This window comes from Micromonospora sp. S4605, assembly GCF_003176715.1.
In the GTDB taxonomy this organism is placed as follows: domain Bacteria; phylum Actinomycetota; class Actinomycetes; order Mycobacteriales; family Micromonosporaceae; genus Micromonospora; species Micromonospora echinaurantiaca.
On sequence record NZ_QGSW01000239.1, the window covers coordinates 19,914 to 43,337 of the forward strand.

Consider the following 23,424-nt stretch of genomic DNA (forward strand, 5'->3'; position numbering starts at 1 on the left):
TGCTGTGTGCCGCCCCCACCGACCGCGGCCGGTGGGTGCCGAGATGTCTGGTCAGGCCCCGTCGCCCGGAGCGTCCGCGGCCGCGTGGTCGGGCACCCGCGAGGCGGGTACCACCCGACGGTCGGCCGCCGCCCGGGCAGTGCCCGGCGCGGCCGCCCCGGCGACGTCGACGGGCGGCACGGCGGCGGCCGGAGCGGTCACGTCCTCCGCCCGGGTCGCGGCAGACCAGACGTCGGGCTCCGGCGCCGGTTCGGAATCATGCCCGCTCCGGGGGGCCTCGCGCCAGACACGGTCGTCGTCGGCGCCCGGTCGGGCGTCCGCGGCGGGTTGGTCGGCGCCGGTGGCGGTCGCCCCGGCCGGCGGCGCGGTCGCCGGTGGCGGCTCGGCCGGAGCGAACGCGCGCAGCAGGCTGGCCACCCCGGCGGCCAGGTCACCGGCGCCGGTGGCGAGCCGCTCGGCGAACTCCGGACTCGGATCGCGCAGCGCGCTCATCGCACGACAGATCGGGCAGACGCAGCATTCGGCCGTACCGGTGGCGAAACCGCCCCCGCTCCGGCCGCCGGACGCGCCCGACCCGCCGCTGTGACCGAGGACACTCGACACGATCCCACCGAGCGGACCGAGACCGCCGGCCGCCGAGCCCGACGCGGCCAGCCGCCCGGCGGCCAGCAGCGCGGCGACCAGTCGCTCCGCCTCTTCCCGGGCCGTGCCCGGATCCGTTGCACCCACGCTGGGCTCCTCTACCGGGGCGGCCGGTTCGCCGCACGCGTCACTGCGCCGCACCGGGTGCTTCTACCCGGCGCTTCAGCTGCTTCAACGCGGTATCCATGATCATTTTCTCGGCCTTGCGGCGGAACATCCCGAGCATCCCGACGGAGAGCTCCACCTCCAGGGTGTAGGTCACCGTGGTGCCGCCGTCGGGGTTGGCGACCAGGTCGTACGAGCCGCGCTGGGACTTCTGCATCTTCGACGGCGCCACCAGGTGCCACTCGATGCGGGTGAGGTCCTCGGCGTACTCGTAGGCCAGCACGTACTCGTCGGCCAGCACGCCGGCATCGATGGTGAACCGCACCTGGCTGGCGTAGCCGTCCTCGTACTCCTCGATCACCTCCACCCGCCGTACCGCCTCGGTCCACTCCGGGTAGGCCGGGAAGTCGCAGATGACCGCCGCCACCCGGTCCGGTGGCGCGCCGATGATGATCGACTGGGTGGAGGTGTCCGCCATGGGGGGAGGCTACCCGGCGCCGGGGGCAACCTGCCTACGCCACCCACCTGCCCGGGCGGGTAGGTTTCGACGGGAGCCGACCAGCAGCTGGCGGCCCGCCCCGGTCAGTGTGAGCGCTAGGGAGTGCAGGTGCGCGAGTTCTCCGTCCCGCCGATCGTCACCGTCGGCGACGCGGCCAACCTCACCGACCCGGTCTGGGACAACGCCGAGGTGGCCCCGGACGCGGTCCAGTTCGTCCGGCCCGAGCGGGCCGGCGACGGCTGGGTGGACGTCACCTGCCGGCAGTTCCGCGACGAGGTGGTCGCGGTGGCGCGCGGCCTGGTCGCGGCGGGCGTGCGGCCCGGCGACCGGGTCGGCCTGATGAGCCGCACCCGCTACGAGTGGACGCTCGTCGACTACGCCGTCTGGGCGGCCGGCGGGGTCACCGTGCCGATCTACGAGACCTCCAGCGCCGAGCAGGCCGCCTGGATCCTGGCCGACTCCGGGGCGGTCGCCTGCGTGGTCGAGACCAACGCGCACGCCACCCTGCTCGCTGGCGTCCGCGACCGGCTGCCCGAGCTGGGCCAGGTCTGGCAGATCGACCTGGGCGGGGTGGACGACCTGGTCGCGGCCGGCGCGTCGGTCGACCCGGCCGAGATCGACCGCCGCCGGGCGGCGCTGCGCTCCGGGGACGTCGCCACCATCATCTACACCAGCGGCACCACCGGCCGACCCAAGGGCTGCGTGCTCACCCACCGGAACATGTACGCCGACATCGCCAACGCGGTGCCGGTGCTGCCGAACCTGTTCAACCCCGGCGCCTCCACCCTGCTGTTCCTGCCGCTGGCGCACGCCTTCGCCCGGCTGATCCAGATCGGCGTGGTGCACGCCCGGGCCACCATGCGGCACTGCTCGGACACCAAGAACCTGGTCGCCGACCTGCAGGACTTCCGGCCCACCTTCGTGCTGTCGGTGCCCCGGGTCTTCGAGAAGGTCTACAACGCGGCCAAGCAGAAGGCCGAGGCGGACGGCAAGGGCAAGATCTTCGCCCGCGCCGAGGCGGTCGCCATCGCGTACAGCGAGGCGCTGGAGACCTCGCGCGGGCCCGGCCTGGCGCTGCGCGCCCAGCACGCCCTCTTCGACAAGCTGGTCTACGGCAAGCTGCGGGCCGCCCTCGGCGGCCGCTGCCGGGACGCCATCTCCGGCGGCGCCCCGCTCGGCGCCCGGCTCGGCCACTTCTTCCGGGGCGTCGGGGTCACCGTGCTGGAGGGCTACGGCCTGACCGAGACCTCGCCGGCGGCCGCGGCGAACCTGCCCAGCGGCACCCGGATCGGCACGGTCGGCAGGCCGCTGCCCGGGGTGACCATCCGGATCGACGACGACGGCGAGATCCTGATCGCCGGCGACCTGATCTTCGAGGGCTACTGGCGCAACGAGGCGGCCACGGCCGAGGCGATCACCTCGGACGGCTGGTTCCGCACCGGTGACCTCGGCCAGCTCGACAGCGACGGCTTCCTGACCATCACCGGCCGGAAGAAGGAGATCATCGTGACCGCCGGCGGCAAGAACGTCGCCCCGGCGGTGCTGGAGGACCAGGTCCGCGCGCACCCGCTGGTCAGCCAGTGCGTGGTCGTCGGCGACCGGCAGCCGTTCATCGCGGCGCTGGTCACCATCGACGAGGAGGCGCTGCCGACCTGGCTGGCCGGCGCCGGCCTGCCCGCGGGCACCTCGGCCGAGCAGGTGCGCGCGCACGAGGGGCTGCGGGCCGAGATCCAGCGGGCGATCGACCTGGCCAACCAGGCCGTCTCCAAGGCCGAGGCGATCAAGGTGTTCCGGATCCTGCCCCGCGACTTCACCGAGGCGACCGGGGAACTCACCCCGTCGCTCAAGGTCAAGCGGCAGGTCGTGCACAAGACGTACGCGGCGGAGATCGCCGAGATCTACCAAGGCTGACTACTATCCGTCACGTGTCCGCCTCCACACGCGCCCGACCCCACCCGCATCCCCTCGCCGCGGCCGCGCGCGTGGTGGTGCTGGCGCTGGTCGCCGTCCTGACCCTGCTCGCCACGCACGACGCCCGCCAGCTCTGGTGGATCGCGCTGCTGGCCGTCGCCGGGCTGCCCGCCCTGCTGGCCCCCGAGCACCGGCTGGTCGGCCCGCTCAGCCGGGTGGCCGAGGTGGTGGTGCTCGGGCTGGCGGCGAGCCAGGTCGGCGCGGTGGCCACCATCGGCGGGGAGATCGGCGGCCTGGGCGCCTCCGCGGTGCTGCCCTATCTGGCGGTCCCGGTGACCGTCACCGCGCTGCGCCGCCGGTTCCGCGAGGGCGCGGCGCTGCTCGCGGCCGCCGGGGCCACCCTGCTGGTGGCCGGGGCGCTCACCGAGGTCGACGGCCGGCCGCAGCTCACCCAACTCGGCTACCTGGCGGTCTGCGCGCAGTGGCTGATCCTCGCCGCGCTCGGCCTGTACGCCGCCCGGACGCTGCACCGGGTGATGCAGGCCCGCAACGAGGGCAAGCCCCAGCCGTACGCGGAGGCCACCCGGCTGTTGACCCAGCTGCGCACGGTGGCCCGGCAGCTGCCCGGGGCCACCCTCGACCCGGGCGGCATCTCCGAGCACCTGCTGGAGGAGCTGCGCTCGGTGGCCCCGGCCGACCGGGCGGCGGTGCTCTCCGCCAGCGGCGGCGGCCGGCTGGTGGTGCTCGCCCAGGTGGGCGTGGACCGGGTGGACTGGGAGACCACGCTCGACGCCGACTCGGCCATCGCCGACGCGTGGGCCAGCCAGCAACCGCAGACCGCTGCCCGCTCGCAGGCCCGGTCACACCGCGGCGGCGAGGTGTCCGCGCTGATCGTGCCGCTGGTCGCCGGGGTGCGCACGGTGGGGCTGGTGGTGCTGGAGGCGGACGCGGCGCACGCGTACCCGCCCCCGGTGGTGTCCCGGGTTACCGGGCTGACCGGCCCGGCCGCGCTGCGGCTGGAGGCGGCGCTGCTCTTCGACGAGGTGCGCTCGCTGGCCACCAACGAGGAGCGGCAGCGGCTGGCCCGGGAGATCCACGACGGGGTCGCCCAGGAACTGGTGATGGTCGGCTACGGCATCGACAACGCGCTGGCCACCGTCTTCGACGACGCCGAGGAGACCGCCGAGGCGCTGCGCACCCTGCGCGGCGAGGTCACCCGGGTGATCACGGAGCTGCGGCTGAGCCTGTTCGAGCTGCGCAGCGAGGTGGACCGGCACGGCGGCCTGGCCGCCGCGATTGCCGAGTACGCCCGCACCGTCGGCGCCTCCGCCGGGCTGCGGGTGCACCTGTCGCTGGACGAGTCCACCGCGCGGCTGCCGGCCGCAACCGAGGCCGAGTTGCTGCGCATCGCCCAGGAGGCGGTGACCAACGCGCGCAAGCACGCCGGGGCGTCGAATCTCTGGGTCACCTGCGAGGTGGACCCCCCGTACGCGCAAATAGAAGTGTCGGATGACGGTCAGGGCATGGGTGACCAGCGCACCGATGGGCACTACGGTCTTGCGATCATGGCCGAGAGGGCGGAACGTATCCGGGGCCGGTTGGAGATCAGGCCGCGGCAGCCGAGCGGCACGACCGTGGCTGTGGTGGTCGGTTCCTCGCCCCGGCGCGATAACGTGCGCGGTAGCACCGCGGCAGCAGAAGGGGAGTAACCCGAGGATGACCACAAGTCCGACACCGGCCACCCGTACCAAGGTCCTCCTTGTCGACGATCACGATCTGATCCGGAAGGGCCTCCGGCACGCGTTCGAGCGTGACCGGCAGTTCGAGGTCGTCGGGGAGGCCGCCACGGCGGCGGAGGGGGTACGACAGGCCGGTGCGCTGCAGCCGGACGTGGTGATCATGGATCTGCGCCTGCCCGACGGCAGTGGCCTGGAGGCCACCCGGGCGCTGCGCAAGTCCAGCGCCTCGATGGGCATCGTGGTGCTCACCATGTACGCGGGCGACGACCAGCTCTTCGGCGCCCTGGAGGCCGGCGCGAGCGCCTTCGTGCCGAAGACCGCCCCGGCCGACGAGGTGGTGGCCGCCGCCCGGCACGCCGCCTCCTCCCCCAGCGCCTTCACCGCCGCCGACCTCGCCGAGGCGATGAAGCGCCGGCTCGCCCCGTCCGGCCCGCAGCTCTCCCCGCGGGAGGGCCAGGTGCTGCGGCTGCTCGCCGACGGGATGAGCGTGGCCGGCATCGCCAAGCAGCTCTTCGTCAGCGAGTCCACCGCCAAGACCCACATCTCCAAGCTCTACGAGAAGCTGGGCGCGGCCAACCGGGCGCAGGCGTTGATGACCGCGCTACGGCTGGGCCTGCTCGAGGCGCCGGACGCCCCGAAGTTCTGACGCCCCGCCCGGGGCCCATCGACGGACGACGACACCGGTCCGCGACCGCCGTCGGCGGTCGCGGACCGTCGTGCATCGACCGGCGTGCGTGACGTACGGGGCGGCGCGCTATGGTCTCCCGGGCGCGCGGCGGGCAGAATACCCGCGCGGGCGACGGCGCCCGCAACGGTGACGCGAGGGGTGAGGGCATGCAGCGGCCGGACTGGGCACCCGAGACGATCGACATCGAACGCCCGAGCGTGGCCCGCATGTACGACTACTACCTCGGCGGCTCGCACAACTTCGCGGTGGACCGGGCGGCCGCCCAGGCGATGGTCGCCGCGGTGCCGGAGGCGCCGCTGATGGCCCAGGCAAACCGGGCGTTCCTGCGTCGGGCGGTGCAGTTCCTCACCGCGGCCGGCGTCCGCCAGTTCCTGGACATCGGCTCGGGCATCCCGACGGTCGGCAACGTGCACGAGATCGCCCAGCGGATCGCTCCCGAGTCGCGGGTGGTCTACGTCGACGTCGACCCGGTGGCGGTGGCGCACAGCCGGGAGATCCTCGACGGCAACGACCGGGCCGCCGTGGTGCAGGAGGACCTGCGTCACCCCGAACGGATCCTCGCCCACCCGGACGTGCGCGGGCTGCTCGACCTCAGCGAGCCGGTCGCCGTGCTGATCGTGGCGGTGCTGCACTTCGTCTCCGACGACGACCGTCCCGCCGAGCTGCTGCGTACCCTGCGCTCCGCGCTGGCGCCCGGCAGCTGGCTGGTGCTCTCCCAGGCCAGCGCGGACGGTCGCGCGGGCGACGAGCGGGCCGAGGCGGAGCGGGTCTACCGCAACACCGACAATCCGCTGTGGATCCGCAGCCGGGCCGAGCTGACCGCGCTCTTCGACGGTTTCCAGCTGGTCGAGCCGGGGGTGGTCTGGGTGCCGCAGTGGCGCCCGGACTCGCCCGAGAGCGCCGAGGACGCCGAGCGGGCCGCCTTCATCGGCGGTGTGGGACGGCTCGGTGGGTGAGATGCCCGAGGCCAACGGCGCCCGGTCCCGGCCGGGCACTTTCGCCCGGGCCTGGGCCAAGGCCGTCTCCGGCACCAGCTACCTGCCGATGACGCAGGACCAGCTGGAGTCGCTGCTGCAGCGGCTCACCGAGCAGTTGGCCACCGCGCTCTGCGCCGAGCCGTTCGACCTGCGGGTCGGGCACCGGGTCGGCGCGGAGCTGGTGGCCGCGCACATCGCCTCCGCGGAGGGCCTGGGCCGTACCGTCGAGGTGGTCCAACTCCGGCTGGTCCGCGACCTCGGCCTGGTCGCCGACGACGTCGAGGACCGGATGGCCCGGCTGCTGGCCGCGGTGGCCACCGGCTACGCCCGCGCGCTGCGCGACCGCACCCTGGACGAGCAGGAGTCGATCCGCCGGGCCGCGATGACCGCCCGGGCCCAGGCGGAGCGGGCGTTGCGCGCCAGCGAGGCGCGCTTCCGCCACCAGGCCACCCACGACCCGCTGACCGAACTGCCCAACCGCACCCTGTTCACCGAGCGGCTGGCCGCCGCGATCATCGCGCCGGGCCGCGGCGCGGAGCGGATCGGCCTGTGCTTCCTCGACCTCGACCGGTTCAAGGTGGTCAACGACTCGCACGGGCACCAGGTCGGCGACGCCCTGCTGGTCACGGTGGCCGAGCGGCTGCGCCAGGCGGTCGACGGGCACCTGCTGGCGCGGCTCGGCGGCGACGAGTTCGTGGTGCTGGTCGAGCGCTGCGCCGGCACCGACGACGTGGTCGCGGTGGCCGAGGCGGCGCTGGCCGCGGTGCGCCGGCCGGCCATCGTGGACGGCCACGAGCTGACCGTCTCGGCGAGCATCGGCATCGTCGAGCGCCCGGTCGCCGGCGCCACCCCCGGCGACCTGATGCGCGCCGCCGACAGCACCCTGCACTGGGCGAAGGCGTCCGGCGGGGCGCGCTGGGCGCTCTACGATGCCGACCGCGACCGCCGGGAACTGGCCCGGCAGGCGCTCTCCGCGGCGATCCCGGCGGCCCTGCAACGCGGCGAGTTCTACCTGGACTACCAGCCGCTGACGTCGTTGCGGGACGGCCGCCTGCTCGGCGTGGAGGCGCTGGTGCGGTGGCGGCACCCCGAGCTGGGGGTGCTCCGGCCGGACAGCTTCATCTCGTTGGCCGAGGAGACCGGGCTGATCGTCCCGCTCGGCGCGTGGGTGCTGGCCGAGGCGTGCCGGGAGGCGGAGAGCTGGTCGGCGGCGGGCGGCCCGGCGCCGTACGTCAGCGTCAACCTGGCGGTACGGCAGGTGCACCGGCCCGGCCTGGTGCAGGAGGTACGCGGCCTGCTGAGCAGCACCGGCCTGCCGCCGGAGCGGCTCCAGCTGGAGATCACGGAGAGCACCATGATGAGCACCGCCGAGGAGCCGGTGCGGGCCCTGCGGGTGCTGGCCGACCTCGGCGTGCGGATCGCCATCGACGACTTCGGCACCGGGTACTGCAACCTGGCGTACCTGCGCGACCTGCCGGTGACCGAGCTGAAGGTGGCCGGCCAGTTCGTGGCCGGGCTCCGCGCGCCGGCGGTGGAGCCGGCGAGCTGCACCGACGAGCGGATCCTCGCCTCGCTGGTGTCGCTGGCGCACGCCCTGGACCTGACCGTCACCGCCGAGGGAGTGGAGACGGCCGGGCAGGCCGAGCGACTGCGGGCGATCGACTGCGACGCCGGCCAGGGCTGGCACTTCGGTCGCCCCGCCCCCGCCGAACGCATCCTGGAGCGGATCGGCTGACCGCCGGGGCACGGCCGGCACCCGCCCGTCGCCGCGCCTGCTCGGCTACTACGGCACCGGCCCGCTGGCCGGGCAGTTCCCGAACACTCCGCCCCGGCCAGCCGGCGGACCGTGCCGAGCTGCCCGTCCTCAGGGGCAGCCACCACCCGGAAGGCAGGCCTGCCGCGCGGTAGCCGACCCCGCCAGACACCAGCCCGCCCCCTTTCGAGCTGCCCCATCCATAGGGGCAGCGCGACAGCGCGACAGCGCGACAGCACGCCAACGCCGGGGCCGCGCCGCCGCGCGCCATCCGACCGGTCCCATAGGTGGGGCAGCTCTACACCACCTCTGGCGGACACACCGCCCTACCGACCGGTCCCACAAATGGGGCAGCTCTATGTCGGCTCCGCCGCATCGCCGACGCCGCCCTGCCCCCACCGCTCTAGCGGACACGCCGCCCTACCGGCCGGTCCCACAGATGGGGCAGCTCGACACCACCTCTGGCAGACACACCGCCTCTAGCGAAGACGGACGCGCCCGCACGCCACCCGGGCCGGTCACCGACCGGGCCGTGGTCAGCCAGCGAGCAGGTCGGCCATCCGCTGCGCCTGGGTCTCCCAGCGCCACTCCCGCTCCACCCAGGCCCGGCCGGCCGCGCCGAGCTGCCGGGCCAGATCGCGGTCGGCGAGCAGCCGGGCCACCCGGTCGGCGAGCTGGGCGACGTCGCGGCCGCGTACCACGTAGCCGGTCTCCCCCTCGCGGACCGCGTCGGGAGCGCCGCCGGAGTCGCCCGCGACCACCGGCAGGCCGGTCGCGGAGGCCTCCAGGTAGACGATGCCGAGGCCCTCCACGTCCAGGCCCCGGTTGCGGGTGCGGCACGGCATGGCGTAGACGTCGCCGGCCGCGTAGTGCGCCGGCAGCTCGGCCGTCGGCACCGACCCGGTGAAGACCACGTCCCGCTCCACGCCGGTCTGCCGGGCCAGCTTCTGCAAGGTGGCCCGGTACGGCCCGCCGCCGACCACCAGCAGCGCCGCGTCGGGCACCCGGCGGCGGATCTCCGGCATGGCCCGGATCAGCATGTCCTGGCCCTTGCGGGGCACCAGCCGGGACACGCAGACCACCACCGGCCGGTCGGCCAGCCCGAGCCGGAGCCGGACCGGTTCCCCATCGACGGACGGGTGGTAGGTGTCGACGTCCACCCCGGGCGCGAGCCGGCGCAGCTCGGTCAGCCCGTGCAGCGCGCGGGCCAGCCGCACCCGGGTGTACTCGCCGAGGTAGGTGGTCACGTCGACGCCCCGGCCGATGCGCCGCAGCGCGGCCCGGGCGCCGGGCAGCGCCGCCCAGCCGACCTCGTGGCCGTGGGTCAGCGCGACCGCCCGCCGGATGCCGGCCCGGCGGCGCAGGCCCGCGGCGAGCAGCCCGAGCGGGGCCGCCGCGCCGAACCAGACCGTGTCGCAGTCGTACGCGCGGGCCAGCCGGGCGGCCCGATGTGCCACCAGCGGGGTGGGCAGCAGCACCCGGGTGCGTTCCCGGATCACCTCGAAGGGCTGGTCGGCGTCGAACTTCGCGGCGTCCCGCCAGCTCGACGCGTAGACCACCACCGAGCCGGCGGGCTGGCGTACCGCCAGGTTGTGCACGAAGGACTGGATCCCACCGGGGCGCGGCGGGAAGTCGTTCGTGATGAGCAGCGTCCGGCTCATCGGCCGGCCTCCCTCGCGTGGGCGCGGGCGGCGGCGATCCGCTCGACCGTGGACGGGTGGGTGGCGGAGTAGAGGTACTCCAGCCGGGGCGGATCGGGGTCGGAGAGGTTGATTCCGGCGAGCCGCCGCTGCATGGCCTCGAACGCCGCCGGGTCGCCGGTCAGCGCCAGCGCGTGCGCGTCGGCCCGCGCCTCCACCCGCCGCGACATCAGCGCCTGCACCGGCGCCGAGACCAGCCCGACCACCGTGACCAGCGCGACCAGCAGCGGGAACGCGCGTGGTTGGGCCACCGAGTCCACCCCGGCCAGCCGGAGCAGCGGCGCCCATGAGCCGATCAGGTAGAGCGCGACCACCGCGGCGGCGGCGCCCAGCGCCCCGGTCAGCGTGCCGACCGCCACGTCCCGGTCCTTGGCGTGCCCCAACTCGTGCGCCACCACCGCTGTCACCTCGTCCGGGCCGGCCTCGCGCAGCAGCGTGTCGTAGACCACCACCCGCCGGGTCGGGCCCAACCCGGAGACGTACGCGTTGACCGCCCGGGTGCGCCGGGACGCGTCGGCGACCAGCACGTCGCGTACCGGCACGCCGTCGCGGGCCGCCATGGTCATCAGTTCGGTGCGCAGCGGGCCCTGCTCCATCGGGGTGAACTTGTTGAACACCGGCTCGACCAACACCGGCAGGACAAAGCTGAGCAGCACCACCAGGGTGGCCGCGCCGGCCGCGCCGAACGCCCACCACCAGCGCGGGGCGAGCCGGATCACGGCGTAGAAGCCGAGCAGCGCCACCGCCCCGATGACCGCGCTGACGGCGTACGACTTGAGCAGGTCGACCGCCCAGCCGCCCCAGCCGTTGGTGGCCAGGCCGTAGCGGGTGAGCACGCCGTGCCGCCAGGCGGCGAAGGGCAGCGTGACCAGGTCGGCGACGAGCACCACGGCCAGCCCGCCGAGGACGGCCTGGGCAATCCAGTGGCCACCGAAGGGGCGCCCGGCCAGCTCGACCAGGCGGCTGCCCAGCGGGGTCAGCCCGAGCGCCAGCGCCACCAGCAGGCCGACGGCCAGCGCCGCCCAGCCGCCGGGGCGCAGCGCCGAGCGGAACTCCCGCGCCCGGGCCACCTGGTCGGCGGGAAGGTCACGCAGCGCGGCCACCTGATCGGCGCGCGGCGCGGGCGGCCGGTGCCACGGGATCAACACCGCGGCGGTCACCACCAGGGCCACGGTCAGGCCGACCAGGGTCAGCACCGCCCAACCGCGCGGCGTCACCGCTGCCCTCCCGGCGCCACGTCGCGCCCGTCGTACGGCCGCACCGCGGGCGACCGTCGCGGGCCCGGAACGCCGCCGATCGTGGCGGGGCTGTCGCCACCGCGCCGTACCCGCGTCATGCCGCCGCTCCCTCCCGCCGTGAGGCGCCCATCCTATTGCCCGGGTCGAACCCCGCCGCTGCCGCGCCCGGCCGCCCCGGAATCGGCGGACGGTCGCCCACCACACCCTGGACCGGACCCGGTCCACGCCGCGCGGCGTGGACCGGGTCCGGTCGGTGGCCTACCGGGTCTCCGTCAGGACGGGACCGGGTTCGGCGGTTGGCAGCGCGGTGCCGTTGCCGGCGGCGTCGCCGTGCCCAGGCCACCAGGCACGGTGGCCCAGCAGCGCGGTGATCGCCGGTACGAGCAGCATCGCCATGACGAAGGCGGAGATCGAGATGCCGATCGCCACCGCGAAACCCATCTCGGTGAGGAACGCCACCCCGGCCAGCATCATCGAGGCGAAGGTGCCGGCGAGGATCAGACCCGCCGCGCCGACGGACGGGCCGCCGTGCTCGACCGCCAGGTCCGCGGCCGTGCGCGGGTCGTTGCCCAGCCGTGCCTCTTCGCGAAGCCGGGCGATCATGAGGATGTTGTAGTCGGTGCCGATCGCCACCACGAACAGGTACAGGATCGTCGGCAGCATGAACGACAGGCCCGGCCGGTCCCCGACACCCTGGAACGCGAAGACCGTGGCGCCCAGCGTGCTGAGGAAGCCGAGGAACACGGCCGCCATCAGGTAGATCGGAGCGACCAGGCTGCGCAGCAGCAGGGCCAGGATGATCGCGATGAGCAGGCCGGCCACCGGGAAGATCACCTTCAGGTCCCGGGTGTTGGCGTCACGGACGTCGGCGAACAGCGAACTGATCCCGCCCACGTAGGCGGTGGTGCCGTCAGGAGCCCGCGCGTGCACCACGTCCCGCAGCTCGCCGCCGGCCAGGTCCAGCGACTCCGGCGCGTACGGGCTGCGGTCCAGCAGCAGGTTGATCCGCGCGGCGGTGCCGTCCTGGCTGAAACCGGCCAGACTGCCGTCCTGGCCCGCCGGCATGATGCCGCCAATGCCGGGCGCGTCCTTCAGCGACGCGGCGTACGCGTTGAGCGCGGCCGGGTCGAGCCGCTGGCCGTCGTCGGAGCGCAGGTAGACGGTCGTCGGGTTGAGCGCGCCCACCGGGAAGCCGGACTGGAGATCCTCGAGACCGCGCGCCGACTCCGTGTCGGACGGCAGTTGGCCGGTCTGGTCGTAGTCCCACTTCATCCCGAGCACGCCGGCCGCCAGCGCCAGCATCAGCCCGCCGGACACCAGCGCCACCACGGCCGGCCGCCGGCCGGTGAACCGGCCCAGCCGCTGGAACGCCGTGCCGCGCGGGGTGCGCTGCCACGACTTCGACGGCCAGAAGATCTTCGTGCCGAGCAGGGACACCACCGCCGGGACCAGGGTCAGCGCGGCGAACGCCATGACCACGACCGCGATGGCCAGCGCCGGGCCGAGGCTGGTGAACGCGCCGAACACCGCCAGCAGCAGGGCGCTGAACGCGATGACGATCGCCGCCGCGGCCGAGGCGATCACCTCGCCCACCCGGGCCACCGCCGCCACCAGCGCCTGCTTGGCGTCGTCGCCGGCACGCAGCCGTTCCCGGTACCGGAACAGCAGGAACAGGATGTAGTCGGTGCCCACGCCGTACAGGACGATGGTGAGGATGATCTCCAGGGACTGGTCGACCCGCAGGTCGGCCGCCTGAGCCACCCATGAGATCAGGCCGGGGGCGATCGCGCTGACGACGCCGACCGTCACGATCGGCAGCAGCGCGGCCAGCGGGCTGCGGTAGATGACCAGCAGCAGCACGATGATCAGGCCGATGGTGGCCAGGCCGACCACGACCAGTGCGGTGTCGAAGGCGTCGGCGTTGTCGGCGTACATGGCGATGTCGCCGGTGACCGCGTAGCCCAGGCCGGTCCCGTTCAGTGTGGACTTCGCCGCCTCACGGATCTCGGGAATGGCGTCGAGCAGTTCCGGATCGTCGGGGGCGCCCGTCAGGCCGACGGTCACCAGGGCGACCGTCCGGTTCGGCGAGGGGGTGGGCGGCCCGACGGCGCCGGCCACGTGCTCCGCGTCGACCCTGCCGACCGCCTCGGCCAGCGTCCCCACCGTGGCGAGGTCGGCGTCGGCCAGTGGTTGCCCGTCGGCGCGCTTGACGACGATCGTCGCGGTGGCGTCGTTGGCGGTGGGGAAGGACTGCTGCGCCACCTCCATGGCCTTGACCGACTCGTAGTCACGCGGCAGGAAGTCGGCCTGGTCCTGGCTGGTCACGTCACCGAGCCCGGGAGCCATCAACACGATCGCCACGGTGGCGAGCAGCCAGCCCAGGATCACCTTCCACGGATTGTGGACGACGAAGCGTCCCAACCGCTCAAACATCGTCTCTCCCTAAGTTCGCGCAGATGCGCAGCTTGTCGTGCGGGTGGTACGGGTGGTCCGCCGGACGGGGCAGCTCGGTCAGGGGGGCGGTTGCCGGATCGTGCGACATCACCGACTCCTTTCAGTTCGAGGACTCGCGGTTGAACAGGCGCTTCGACCAGAGGTATCCGCCCAGCGCGATGACGGCGCAGCAGGCGAGGGCGATCCACCCGTTGTTTCCCACGGGCTCGTCCATCAGCAGGCCGCGCAGGGTTTCGATGATCGGCGTGAACGGCTGGTACTCGGCGAACCAGCGCAGACCGGCCGGCATTGAGTCGGTGGGCACGAACCCGCTGCCGAGGAAGGGCAGCAGGACGAGCGGCATGGGCAGGTTGCTCGCGGTCTCGACGCTCTTGCTCACCTGGCCGAGCGCGACGGACAACCAGACCAGGGCGAAGGTCACCACCAGCAGGAAACCGGCGGTGGCCAGCCACCCGCCCAGCCCGGCGGTGGGCCGGAAGCCGACCAGCAGCGCCACGCCGATCACGACCGCCAGGCTGACCATCGCCTGGATCATGCTGCCCAGGACGTGTCCGGTCAGCACCGAGACGCGGGCGATGTGCATGGTGCGGAACCGGGTGATGATGCCTTCGGTCATGTCCATGGCGATCGAGATCGCGGTCCCCTGGACCGTGGACGCCACGGTCATCAGGATGATCGCGGGCGCCACGTAGTTGGCGTACGCGGCGCGCCCGCCGGCCGCCCCGACCGGTGCCGCCCCGCCGAGCCCGGCCCCCAGCGTGCCGCCGAGCACGTAGACGAAGAGCAGCAGGAAGACCACGGGCATCCCGATGAGCATCACGGTCATCGACGGGTACCGCAGCATGCGCTTGAGGTTGCGGCGCAGCATCGTGGCCGAGTCGCGGAGCGGGTGGAATCGGAGGTCCGCCGGCGGCGGACCGGTCAGGGTGTGGGCGCTCATCGGGTGGTCACCTTCTCGATGGTGGGGTTGCCGGTGAGGGCGAGGAAGACGTCGTCGAGGTCGGGGGTGTGCACGGAGAGCTCGTCGACCTCGACGGCCTGGTCGTCGAGCCGGCCGATCAGGGTCTTCAGCGAGCGCAGGCTGCCGTCGCTGGGCACCCGCAGGGCGAGCGCGTCGTTGTCGCGCGAGGCGTCACCCAGCACCCGCATCGCCGCGTCGAGGCCCTTCGGGTCGGCGAACCGCAGGCGCACGTGTCCGCCGGGGATGCGCCGCTTCAGTTCCTCCGCGGTGCCCTCGGCGACCACCCGGCCGCGGTCGAGGACCGCGATCCGGTCGGCCAGCTCGTCGGCCTCCTCCAGGTACTGGGTGGTCAGGAAGATGGTGACGCCGCCGGCCACCAGGTCCCGGACGATCTGCCACATGTCCCGGCGGCTGCGCGGGTCCAGTCCGGTGGTCGGCTCGTCGAGGAAGATCACTTGCGGGCTGCCGACCAGGGTCATCGCCAGGTCGAGGCGGCGCCGCATGCCTCCGGAGTAGGTCGCCGCCGGCTTCCCGGCCGCCTCGGTCAGGTCGAACTGCTCGAGCAGCCGGACGACCCGCCGCCGGCCTTCGCCCCGGCCGAGGTGGTGCAGATCCGCCATCAGCCGCAGGTTCTCCTCGCCGGTGAGCAGGTTGTCCACGGCGGAGAACTGACCCGTGACGCCGATCGCGGCGCGCACCGCGTCCGGGTCGCGGGCGAGGTCGTGCCCGGCGACCCGGACGTCACCGGCGTCGGCCCTGAGCAAGGTGGACAGGATCTTGACGGTGGTGGTCTTCCCGGCGCCGTTCGCGCCGAGCAGCGAGAAGACCGTCCCCCGTGGCACGGTCAGGTCGAGACCGTCGAGCACGACGTGGTCGCCGAACGACTTCCGTAGCCCGGTCGCGGCGATCGCCGGCCGGGAGGGCGTGCTGGTCATGGTTGCCTTTCTCGGGGCCGGACGGGGATCAGGAGCGGTGGATGGTGATGTCGCCGTAGCCGGTGCGGCCGCGCACCTCGACGGTCTGGTCGGCCCGGTCGGGCCCGCTGGCGTTCTCCAGCCGGTTGTGCACGCGCCCGAACCCGGTGTTCACCTCGAGCCAGGCGGCGGTGCCCTCGGCGATGCCGACGTCCAGGTCGCCCGCGGCGGTCGCGAGCACGACCGAACCCCGCACCACCTCGCCGATGCGGATGCCGCCGTTGGAGGTCTTCACGTCGACGCCGGCGCCGGCCCGCGCGATGTCGATGGCACCGTTGGCGTTGCGCACCCGCACGTCGCCGATCACCGCGTCGATCGCGGTGTCGCCGTTGGAGTTCTTGACCTCCGCGGCGCCCTCGATCTCGCCGACCTGGATCTTGCCGGAGCCGGTGGAGATCTCGGCGTTGCCCGCGATGCCGTCGGCGTTGACGTGACCGAAGCCGGTGTGCAGGCGCACCGGGCCGGTCCGTTCGAGCCAGATGTTGCCGGTGGTCTTGAGTCGGCACTCCCCGAGCCGGCCGGCGCAGCGGACGTCGCCCATCAGCAGGTGCGCGGAGAGTTGGGAACCGGCGGGCAGCTCGATGGTCACGTCGACCGCCCTGGTCTTCTTGGAGAAGTCGAAGACGCGCTTGGGACCGGTGACCCGGAGCACGCCGTTGGTGTAGTCGACCCGGACCTGCTGGGCGGCCTTCACGTCGGACTCGTCGGTCTCGTCGCTCGGGCGCACCTCGACCACGGTGTCGGTCCGGTCACTCGCGGCGATCCGCAGGTCGGCAACGCCGAGTTCGAGCGTGACGGAGATCGGCTCGGGCGTCTCGAAGTTGGGCATGGTTGTCTCCGCATCATGCGTGGGTGAGTCGTCCCCGCGGGTCGGGGACGTGGGGTGCGGGCGGCGCGCGGTGCGGTCAGCGCACCCAGCCGGTGAAGCGCTGCGGGGTCCGTTTCCCGCCGCCGGGCGCCTCGGGACGCTGATCGCGCTCGGACCGCTGCACGGCGGCGGCGGCCGCTCGGACCAGCCAGGCGTTGACCGAGCGCCCCTCCCTGGCGGCGGCTTCCTCGACGGCGGCCTTGAGCTGCTCGGGCATGCGTACGTTGATCCGGGCGGCGGGGCCCTCCTCGGCGATCAGCAGCTCGCTCTCCGGCGCGCCGTCGACCGTCGCCGCGGTGCCCTGGGCCGCGGGCCCGATCTGCTCGGTGGGCGGCGGGGTCACCACGAAGTCCGGATCGCGTCCGCGCAGGCGTAGCTCCACCGCGCCCGGAGCCAGGTCCCGGGTGATCTCGTCGGCGGCGGCCGACAGTGCCTCCAGCAGCGTCATCCGGATCGCCGACTCCAGCGACCCGGTCAGGCGCTCGACCAGCGCACGGGCCTCCTCACCGCCGGCTTCGGCAAGCGTGGCGAACTCACGCCCGAGGTTGCTCACATACGACGTCAGGTCCATGGTGCCATCATGGCACACGGATGGCACCACAACAAGCTCTGTGGCTCAGGGGTGGTGCCATCACTGGCACCACTTGGCACATCGAGAAGGGAAAGAGCAGGTGAACGCACCGCCTGGACACGTCACGGTCGGCCGGGCCGCCGGCGAACTCGCCGCCGGTCACGCCACCCGGCGACGTCGGGCCGGCCGGCTGGCCGCCCGGGGCGTCGCCAGCACCTCCACCTGGAACCCGGCACGAGCGAACACCTCGACCGCCCGAGCCTCGGCGCCGCCCAGCCCCGCGGCCGGGGACGAATCGTCGAGCAGGGCGGTGACCAGGCAGTCGGAGCAGCCGCTCGCCCGGATCCCGCACCCCGCGCAGTCGATGAGCATCTCGCCTCCTGGTGCGCTGTGGCGACCGGGCGCGGCGTCACCGTCGCCACCCGAGCACCGTCGGTCACCACGACCCTAGGCGCGGGGTACGACAGAAACGGACAACGGGGTCGCGGACGGCCGGAATGCGATCAAGCACCCCGATCAGGACCGAGCGAGCCGCCGCAGCAGCGAGTCGGCGCCGAGCGGGTACGCGCCGTGCCGGCGTACCCCGTCGGCCACCTCGCGGTCGGAGGAGACCACCACCACCGGCCGGCCCGGCGGCTCGGCGCGGACCAGCCGGCGGATCAGTTCGTCGGCGGTCTCCCCCTTACGGGAGAAGAGCACCCGCACGCCGCGCGGCGCCGGCGGCAGCCCGTGCACCCGTTCCGCCCCGTCGAAGACCACGGTGACCTCGTCGCCGGTCTGCGCGGCGATCCCGCCCAGCCCGCTGATCAGCCGCTTGCGCTGCTGCTCCAGCGACATCTCGCCGAAGCCCCGCTTGGTCACGTTGTAGCCGTCCACCACCAGGTGCGCCCGGGGCAGGGCGAGCAGCTGGTCCAGCCGGGCCGGGTCGTCGGTGTCCCGGGCCCGGGTGGCGGTGCCGGCCGCCGGGCCGGCCGGCTGCTCGGCGAAGGAGTCCGCGACGAAGTCGGCGGGAAGCTTGTCCACCGGGTCCAGGGCCAGCTCCCGGCGCAGCCCGACGGCCGCCTGGCCGATCGTCTCCAGCAGCAGCCACAGCCGGGCGTCGTCGACCGAGCGGGCCTCCTTGGCACTGGCCCGGGCCACCCCGGCCGCCGCCTCCGCCTCGGCCAGCCGGGCCCGCGCCCGGCGCAGCTCGGCGTCGGCGTCGGCGGCCGCCCGGGCCGCCCGGCCCCGCTCGGTGGCCAGCATCTCGCCGGCCTTGCGTTCGCGGGCCTGGGTCTCCCGCAACGACCGGCTCAGCTGCCGGTTCTCCTCGCGGAGCTGGCCGAGCTCCTCGCGGACCCGGGCCAGCTCATCGCGGAGCTTCTCCGCCTCGACCCGGGCCACCGCCCGGTCGTGTTCGGCCCGGGTGGCCCGCTGCTCGGCCTCGCGGACCAGCTCGGCGACGACCGCGCTGTCCGCCTCGGCGCGGACCGCGGCGCCGCTGGCCTCGATCAGGTCCCGCCAGCCGCGGGGGCGGGCCAGGTAGGCCAGCGCGGCCACCTCGACCGGATCGGCGGCCGCCGGGGCGGTCCCCTCGACCACCGCCGCGCCCAGGTCGCCGGCGTCGGCGAGAACCCGGGCGGTGACCCGCTGCCGGAACAGCGGGTCGGCGGCGAGCTGCGCGGCGATCACCGGGGCGCCCAGGCGGGCCCGCCGGTTGGGCGCGAACTTGGCCACCCGGCGCAGCGGCACCGGCACCTCGTCGCCGGGCAGGCCGGGCAGCACCGCGGCGGTGAGCGCGACGATCCGCTGGCGGACCGGCTCGGGCAGGGTCGGCTCGGGCTCGGGCTCCGGCGACGGTGGGTCGGGCTCGGCCGGGTCACCCGGGTCGGGCGCCTCACCGGCGGCGTACGCAGCGACGACAGGCTCCTCCTGGTGGAGGTTGTCGTCGTACGGCTCGGTGAGGGGCATGTGGCAAGTCTCCCACCGCGACCGGGCCCACCGCCCGGTGAGTGAGCCGATCTCTCATCCTAACCCCGGGTGACCCGTGGGGCTGCCGGGACGGGAGTGTCGGACCGGGACGCTACCGTGCCGCCGATGGCACAGCAGGAGTACGTCCAGGAGGCGCTGGCCGGGCTCGACCCGGCCAGCGGCACCGTCGATCCGGGGTTGCCGCTGTACGCGACGACGTTCGTGGTGGTCGACCTGGAGACCACCGGCGGCGCGCCGGACGGCGGCGGGATCACCGAGATCGGCGCGGTCAAGGTGCGCGGCGGCGAGCAGCTGGGCGTGCTGGCCACCCTGGTCAACCCGGGCGAGCCGATCCCGCCGTTCATCACCGTGCTGACCGGCATCACCCAGGCGATGCTGCTGCCGGCCCCGCCGATCGAGCAGGTGCTGCCGAGCTTCCTCGAGTTCATCTCCGACGCGGTGCTGGTCGCCCACAACGCCCCCTACGACGTCGGGTTCCTCAAGGCCGCCTGCGCCAAGCACGGCTACCGCTGGCCCAACCCGCGGGTGCTGGACACCGCCGCGCTGGCCCGGCGGGTGCTCACCCGCGACGAGGTGCCCAACCGCAAGCTCGGCACGCTGGCCGCCTACTTCCGCACCGCCACCCAACCGACGCACCGGGCCCTCGACGACGCCAAGGCCACCGTCGACGTGCTGCACGGGCTGATCGCCCGGCTCGGCGGGCACCGGGTCGAGACCATCGGCGACGCCATCGAGTTCGCCCGGGCGGTCACCCCGACCCAGCGGCGCAAGCGACACCTCGCCGAAGGGCTGCCCAAGGCACCCGGCGTCTACATCTTCCGGGCCGCCGACGACCGGCCGCTCTACGTCGGCACCTCCGGCGACATCGCCACCCGGGTCCGCAGCTACTTCACCGCCGCCGAGAAGCGGGCCCGGATCTCCGAGATGCTCGCCGCAGCCGTTCGGGTGGAGGCGGTCGAGTGCGCCCACTCGCTGGAGGCCGAGGTCCGTGAGCTGCGGCTGATCGGCGCGCACGCGCCGCCGTACAACCGGCGGTCGAAGTTCCCGGAGCGCGCGGTCTGGCTCAAGCTGACCGAGGGGCCGTACCCCCGGCTGTCCGTGGTGCGCGGCATCTCCCCCACCGACGACGCCTACCTCGGCCCGTTCAACTCCCGCCGGTCCGCCGAGCTGGCCGCCGCCGGCTTCCACGACGCGGTGCCGCTGCGCCAGTGCACCCACCGACTGTCGCTGCGCACGGTCACGCCGGCCTGCGCGCTGGCCGAGCTGGGTCGCTGCCCGGCGCCCTGCGAGCACCGGATCACCCCCGAGGAGTACGACGCCCGCGCGGTGGCGCCGTTTCGCACCGCGACCGCCAGCGACCCGCAGCCGGTGGTGGACGCGTTGCTGACCCGCATCGAGGTGCTCGCCCGCGCCCAGCGCTACGAGGAGGCCGCGGTGGTGCGCGCCCGGCTCGCCGCGGTGCTGCGGGCGACCGTGCGCATGCAGCGGCTGGTCGCGCTGAGCCGGATCGCCGAGCTGGCCGCCGCCCGGCCGGCCGCCCGGGGCGGCTGGGAGCTGGCGCTGGTCCGGCACGGGCGGCTGGCCGGCGCCGGGGTGTCCCCGCCCGGCGTCCATCCACGACCGACGCTGGCCGCGATCCGGGCCACCGCCGAGACGGTGCCACCCGGACACGGCCCGATCCCCAACGCCTCAGCCGAGGAGACCGAGCGGATCCTGTCCTGGTTGGAGCGTCCGGAGACCCGGCTGGTCGAGATGTCCTCCGGATGGGCGTCCCCGGTGGCCGGCGCGGCGCGTTTCCGCGACCTGCTGACCAAGGCCGAAAGCGCCGCATCCCACCAACTCTCGACCGAACGCTCATGAGCAAGTGTCCGATCGGACTACGTCGACTCACTTAGGCTGTTAGAGAAGTGCAGTCCTGCCCGTTTCGTGGGCCTGCTCCCGGTTGCCGGATCCGCGGCGGCCGTGGAGCCGGGGTGAGGAGGTGTCCCTCGTGGACGTCGACGCCGGACACGGCGCCGCCCTGGGGGGCGCGCTTCCGACCCAGCCGGGCGAGCTGCCGCTGGCCCGGCGGCTGCGGTCGCTGCTGACCTGGCCCACCACCGAGTCCGACCCGGTCGCCCGCCTGGTCCGCGCCCACCGCGCCATCCACGCCGGCACCGATCCCGCGGTGCTGCGCCGGGCCTACACGATCGCCGAGAACATGCACCGGGGGCAGTTCCGCAAGAGCGGCGAGCCCTACATCACCCATCCGCTCGCCGTCGCGCAGATCTGCGCCGAGCTGGGCATGGACACCATCACCCTGGTCGCGGCCCTGCTGCACGACACCGTGGAGGACACCCGCTACACCCTCCAGGCGCTCGCCGAGGACTTCGGCCGGGAGGTGGCCCACCTCGTCGACGGGGTGACCAAGTTCGACAAGGCGTTCTACGGCAAGGCCGCCGAGGCGGAGACGATCCGCAAGATGATCATCGCGGCCGGCAAGGACGTCCGGGTGCTGATCATCAAGCTGGCCGACCGGCTGCACAACATGCGCACCCTCGGCGTACGCTCGGCCGCCTCCCGGGAGCGGATCGCCCGGGCCACCCAGGAGGTGCTCGTCCCGCTCTGCGACCGGCTCGGCATCCAGACCTTGAAACGCGAGCTGGACGACGTGGTGCTGCTGCACCTCAAGCCGGAGGAGCACGACCGCATCTCCCGGCACGTGCGGGAGCGACCCGGCTGGGACACCTACCTCGAACAGGTGGTCGCCCGGGCCCGCGCGGCGCTGCGCCGCAACCGGGTCGACGCGGAGGTGACCCCGCGCCCCCGGCACCTCTACTCGATCTGGAAGGACACCGTGGCCGGCGGCCACGACAGCCCGTACGACCTGCCCCGGATCGCGGTGGTGGTGGACGGCCCGGCCACCGACTGTTACGCGGCACTGGGCGCCATCCACGGCGTCTGGCGGCCCGTGCCGGGCCGGTTCAAGGACTTCATCGCCTCGCCGAAGAACAACCTCTACCGCTCGCTGCACACCAGCGTCTGCGGCCCGGAGAACCGCACAGTGGAGGTGCTGATCCGCACCGAGGAGATGCACCGCAAGGCCGAGTACGGCATCGCCGCCGACTTCCGCTTCCCCCGCTCCGGCGGCAATGCGGCGGCGGCCAGGGCCGAACAGCTCGACTGGCTGCGCCGGGTGCTGGACTGGGAACAGGACGCCGCCGACCCGGCGCAGTTCCTCCAGTCGCTGCGCTGCGACCTGGCCGAAACGCAGATCCAGGTGGTCGCCGAGGGGCGGCAGGTCGTGCTGCCGGCCGGCGCCACCCCGGTCGACCTGGCCTACGAGCTGGGCACCGAGCGCGGCGACCACTGCCTGGCGGCGCGGATCAACGGCCGGTTGGCCCCGCTCTCGTCGCAACTGGCCGAGGGCGACGTGGTGGAGATCTTCACCGAGACCGACGCGGAGGGTGGCGACGCCGCGCCGCGTGGCCCGCGCCGGGAGTGGCTCGGGTTCGTGAAGTCGCCACACGCGCAGATGCAGATCAACCGGTGGTTCGCCGAGCACACCGAGCCGGGCATCACGATCAGCGACAAGGTGCGCCTCGGCCGGGCCACCATCGGGCTCGCCCTGCGCCAGCACAACCGGGGCCTGGCCAGCGACCTGCCGCTGCTGCGACTCTCCGAGGAACTCGGCTACCCCGACCTGGAGACCATGCTGGTCGCGGTCTTCGACCGGGTGATCGAGCCGGACGCCGTGGTACGCCAGCTCATCGACCTGGTGGACCACCGGCAGTGACCGGGCGGGGCCCGGGGAGCGCGAGCCGCCCTCGCCCCCACTAGCCTGGACTCATGATCCCCCGCTCGCGCGCCACTGGACGGGCCGTCGCCTACCAGGTCTTCTACCGGCTGCCGCTGCCGCTGCGCCGCCGCCTGGTCCGGCTGGCCGTGCCGAAGTACATCGTCGGGGCGGTGACCCTGGTCCGCGACGCCGAGGCCGAGGGGGCGGGTCGGCTGCTGCTGCTGCGCCAGCCACCCGGCAAGGGCTGGACGCTCCCGGCCGGGCTGCTCCAGCGCGGCGAGGCGCCGGTGGTCGGCGCGGCCCGGGAACTGTTCGAGGAGTCCGGCATCCGGCTCTCGCCCCGCCAGCTCACGCCGGCCGTGCCGAACGCGGTGGTGCACGCCAAGGGCTGGGTGGACGTGGTGTTCACCGCCGAGGTGCCGGCGTCGACCACCGAACTGAAGGTGGACGGCGCGGAGGTCTTCGAGGCGGCCTGGCACCCGCTGGACGACCTGCCCCGGCTGACCTGGCCGACGGCGCGCCTGCTCGGCTACTACGGCATCGGCCCGCTGGCCGGGCAGTTCCCGCCGCCGGTACCGGACACCACACAGTGATT

Annotated in this window: 19 protein-coding genes; 8 read left to right on the forward strand and 11 right to left on the reverse strand. The window is 74.0% G+C overall.

Annotation, left to right across the window (positions count from 1 at the left end):
• Window positions 1-51: 51 nt before the first annotated feature.
• On the reverse strand, window positions 52-729 hold the full coding sequence (locus DLJ47_RS20715) for a hypothetical protein (RefSeq protein WP_109901885.1): 678 nt from the start codon (window positions 727-729) through the stop codon (window positions 52-54).
• A 40-nt stretch (window positions 730-769) separates the two neighbouring features.
• Window positions 770-1,225 (reverse strand): SRPBCC family protein, encoded by a 456-nt coding sequence (locus DLJ47_RS20720; RefSeq protein WP_109901833.1) that lies wholly within the window; start codon window positions 1,223-1,225, stop codon window positions 770-772.
• A gap of 129 nt (window positions 1,226-1,354) precedes the next feature.
• Between DLJ47_RS20720 and DLJ47_RS20725 the strand changes: the two genes are divergently transcribed.
• The 5 genes from DLJ47_RS20725 to DLJ47_RS20745 all read left to right on the forward strand — a co-directional run bounded on the left by DLJ47_RS20725 (window position 1,355) and on the right by DLJ47_RS20745 (window position 8,296).
• Window positions 1,355-3,157 carry an AMP-dependent synthetase/ligase gene (locus DLJ47_RS20725; RefSeq protein WP_109901887.1) on the forward strand — a complete coding sequence of 601 codons (1,803 nt, stop codon included), beginning with the start codon at window positions 1,355-1,357 and terminating at the stop codon, window positions 3,155-3,157.
• Between the two features lie 14 nt (window positions 3,158-3,171).
• Window positions 3,172-4,866, forward strand: coding sequence for a GAF domain-containing sensor histidine kinase (locus tag DLJ47_RS20730; protein ID WP_109901835.1), 1,695 nt, complete (start codon window positions 3,172-3,174; stop codon window positions 4,864-4,866).
• A gap of 7 nt (window positions 4,867-4,873) precedes the next feature.
• Window positions 4,874-5,542 (forward strand): response regulator transcription factor, encoded by a 669-nt coding sequence (locus DLJ47_RS20735; RefSeq protein ID WP_007072219.1) that lies wholly within the window; start codon window positions 4,874-4,876, stop codon window positions 5,540-5,542.
• 188 nt (window positions 5,543-5,730) lie between these two features.
• Window positions 5,731-6,540: an SAM-dependent methyltransferase gene (locus DLJ47_RS20740; RefSeq protein ID WP_109901891.1), complete on the forward strand. Its 810-nt coding sequence runs from the start codon at window positions 5,731-5,733 to the stop codon at window positions 6,538-6,540.
• Window positions 6,518-8,296 (forward strand): putative bifunctional diguanylate cyclase/phosphodiesterase, encoded by a 1,779-nt coding sequence (locus tag DLJ47_RS20745; protein WP_446723587.1) that lies wholly within the window; start codon window positions 6,518-6,520, stop codon window positions 8,294-8,296. The genes DLJ47_RS20740 and DLJ47_RS20745 overlap by 23 nt, the downstream gene beginning before the upstream one ends.
• A gap of 554 nt (window positions 8,297-8,850) precedes the next feature.
• Here DLJ47_RS20745 and DLJ47_RS20750 read toward each other — a convergent pair.
• The 9 genes from DLJ47_RS20750 to DLJ47_RS20790 all read right to left on the reverse strand — a co-directional run bounded on the left by DLJ47_RS20750 (window position 8,851) and on the right by DLJ47_RS20790 (window position 19,030).
• Window positions 8,851-9,975: a glycosyltransferase family 4 protein gene (locus tag DLJ47_RS20750; RefSeq protein ID WP_109901837.1), complete on the reverse strand. Its 1,125-nt coding sequence runs from the start codon at window positions 9,973-9,975 to the stop codon at window positions 8,851-8,853.
• Window positions 9,972-11,231 (reverse strand): M48 family metallopeptidase, encoded by a 1,260-nt coding sequence (locus DLJ47_RS20755; protein WP_109901839.1) that lies wholly within the window; start codon window positions 11,229-11,231, stop codon window positions 9,972-9,974. Before DLJ47_RS20755 ends, DLJ47_RS20750 begins: the two co-directional genes overlap by 4 nt.
• Window positions 11,232-11,510: 279 nt before the next feature.
• A complete protein-coding gene (locus DLJ47_RS20760; protein WP_109901841.1) occupies window positions 11,511-13,685 on the reverse strand; it encodes an MMPL family transporter in 2,175 nt (724 codons plus the stop codon).
• Window positions 13,686-13,806: 121 nt separating this feature from the next.
• Window positions 13,807-14,646 (reverse strand): ABC transporter permease, encoded by an 840-nt coding sequence (locus DLJ47_RS20765; protein WP_109901843.1) that lies wholly within the window; start codon window positions 14,644-14,646, stop codon window positions 13,807-13,809.
• Window positions 14,643-15,602 (reverse strand): ATP-binding cassette domain-containing protein, encoded by a 960-nt coding sequence (locus DLJ47_RS20770; protein WP_109901845.1) that lies wholly within the window; start codon window positions 15,600-15,602, stop codon window positions 14,643-14,645. The genes DLJ47_RS20765 and DLJ47_RS20770 overlap by 4 nt, the downstream gene beginning before the upstream one ends.
• 28 nt (window positions 15,603-15,630) lie before the next feature.
• Window positions 15,631-16,470 carry a DUF4097 family beta strand repeat-containing protein gene (locus DLJ47_RS20775; protein WP_109901847.1) on the reverse strand — a complete coding sequence of 280 codons (840 nt, stop codon included), beginning with the start codon at window positions 16,468-16,470 and terminating at the stop codon, window positions 15,631-15,633.
• Between the two features lie 76 nt (window positions 16,471-16,546).
• Entirely contained in the window at window positions 16,547-17,080 is a 534-nt protein-coding gene (locus tag DLJ47_RS20780; RefSeq protein WP_109901849.1) for a ribbon-helix-helix protein, CopG family, read from the reverse strand.
• Between the two features lie 159 nt (window positions 17,081-17,239).
• Window positions 17,240-17,452 (reverse strand): hypothetical protein, encoded by a 213-nt coding sequence (locus DLJ47_RS20785; protein WP_109901851.1) that lies wholly within the window; start codon window positions 17,450-17,452, stop codon window positions 17,240-17,242.
• Between the two features lie 144 nt (window positions 17,453-17,596).
• Window positions 17,597-19,030 carry an NYN domain-containing protein gene (locus tag DLJ47_RS20790; RefSeq protein ID WP_109901853.1) on the reverse strand — a complete coding sequence of 478 codons (1,434 nt, stop codon included), beginning with the start codon at window positions 19,028-19,030 and terminating at the stop codon, window positions 17,597-17,599.
• Between the two features lie 126 nt (window positions 19,031-19,156).
• Here DLJ47_RS20790 and DLJ47_RS20795 point away from each other — a divergent pair, with 126 nt between their 5' ends.
• The 3 genes from DLJ47_RS20795 to DLJ47_RS20805 all read left to right on the forward strand — a co-directional run bounded on the left by DLJ47_RS20795 (window position 19,157) and on the right by DLJ47_RS20805 (window position 23,422).
• The gene (locus DLJ47_RS20795) at window positions 19,157-20,911 is read left to right on the forward strand and encodes a DEDD exonuclease domain-containing protein (RefSeq protein WP_109901893.1); all 1,755 of its coding nucleotides are present in this window, start codon (window positions 19,157-19,159) and stop codon (window positions 20,909-20,911) included.
• A gap of 130 nt (window positions 20,912-21,041) precedes the next feature.
• Window positions 21,042-22,826: a RelA/SpoT family protein gene (locus tag DLJ47_RS20800; RefSeq protein WP_109901895.1), complete on the forward strand. Its 1,785-nt coding sequence runs from the start codon at window positions 21,042-21,044 to the stop codon at window positions 22,824-22,826.
• 53 nt (window positions 22,827-22,879) lie between these two features.
• Complete coding sequence (locus tag DLJ47_RS20805; protein WP_109901855.1) at window positions 22,880-23,422, forward strand: NUDIX hydrolase; 543 nt, start codon at window positions 22,880-22,882, stop codon at window positions 23,420-23,422.
• Window positions 23,423-23,424: the final 2 nt, after the last annotated feature.

What these genes read in the sequence shown, in the direction of transcription:
- DLJ47_RS20720 (WP_109901833.1), bottom strand. Translation starts at nt 1,225, where the DNA reads ATGGCGGACACCTCCACCCAGTCGATCATCATCGGCGCGCCACCGGAC.
- DLJ47_RS20735 (WP_007072219.1), top strand. Translation starts at nt 4,874, where the DNA reads ATGACCACAAGTCCGACACCGGCCACCCGTACCAAGGTCCTCCTTGTC.
- DLJ47_RS20740 (WP_109901891.1), top strand. Translation starts at nt 5,731, where the DNA reads ATGCAGCGGCCGGACTGGGCACCCGAGACGATCGACATCGAACGCCCG.
- DLJ47_RS20750 (WP_109901837.1), bottom strand. Translation starts at nt 9,975, where the DNA reads ATGAGCCGGACGCTGCTCATCACGAACGACTTCCCGCCGCGCCCCGGT.
- DLJ47_RS20760 (WP_109901841.1), bottom strand. Translation starts at nt 13,685, where the DNA reads ATGTTTGAGCGGTTGGGACGCTTCGTCGTCCACAATCCGTGGAAGGTG.
- DLJ47_RS20765 (WP_109901843.1), bottom strand. Translation starts at nt 14,646, where the DNA reads ATGAGCGCCCACACCCTGACCGGTCCGCCGCCGGCGGACCTCCGATTC.
- DLJ47_RS20770 (WP_109901845.1), bottom strand. Translation starts at nt 15,602, where the DNA reads ATGACCAGCACGCCCTCCCGGCCGGCGATCGCCGCGACCGGGCTACGG.
- DLJ47_RS20775 (WP_109901847.1), bottom strand. Translation starts at nt 16,470, where the DNA reads ATGCCCAACTTCGAGACGCCCGAGCCGATCTCCGTCACGCTCGAACTC.
- DLJ47_RS20780 (WP_109901849.1), bottom strand. Translation starts at nt 17,080, where the DNA reads ATGGACCTGACGTCGTATGTGAGCAACCTCGGGCGTGAGTTCGCCACG.
- DLJ47_RS20785 (WP_109901851.1), bottom strand. Translation starts at nt 17,452, where the DNA reads ATGCTCATCGACTGCGCGGGGTGCGGGATCCGGGCGAGCGGCTGCTCC.
- DLJ47_RS20790 (WP_109901853.1), bottom strand. Translation starts at nt 19,030, where the DNA reads ATGCCCCTCACCGAGCCGTACGACGACAACCTCCACCAGGAGGAGCCT.
- DLJ47_RS20795 (WP_109901893.1), top strand. Translation starts at nt 19,157, where the DNA reads ATGGCACAGCAGGAGTACGTCCAGGAGGCGCTGGCCGGGCTCGACCCG.
- DLJ47_RS20805 (WP_109901855.1), top strand. Translation starts at nt 22,880, where the DNA reads ATGATCCCCCGCTCGCGCGCCACTGGACGGGCCGTCGCCTACCAGGTC.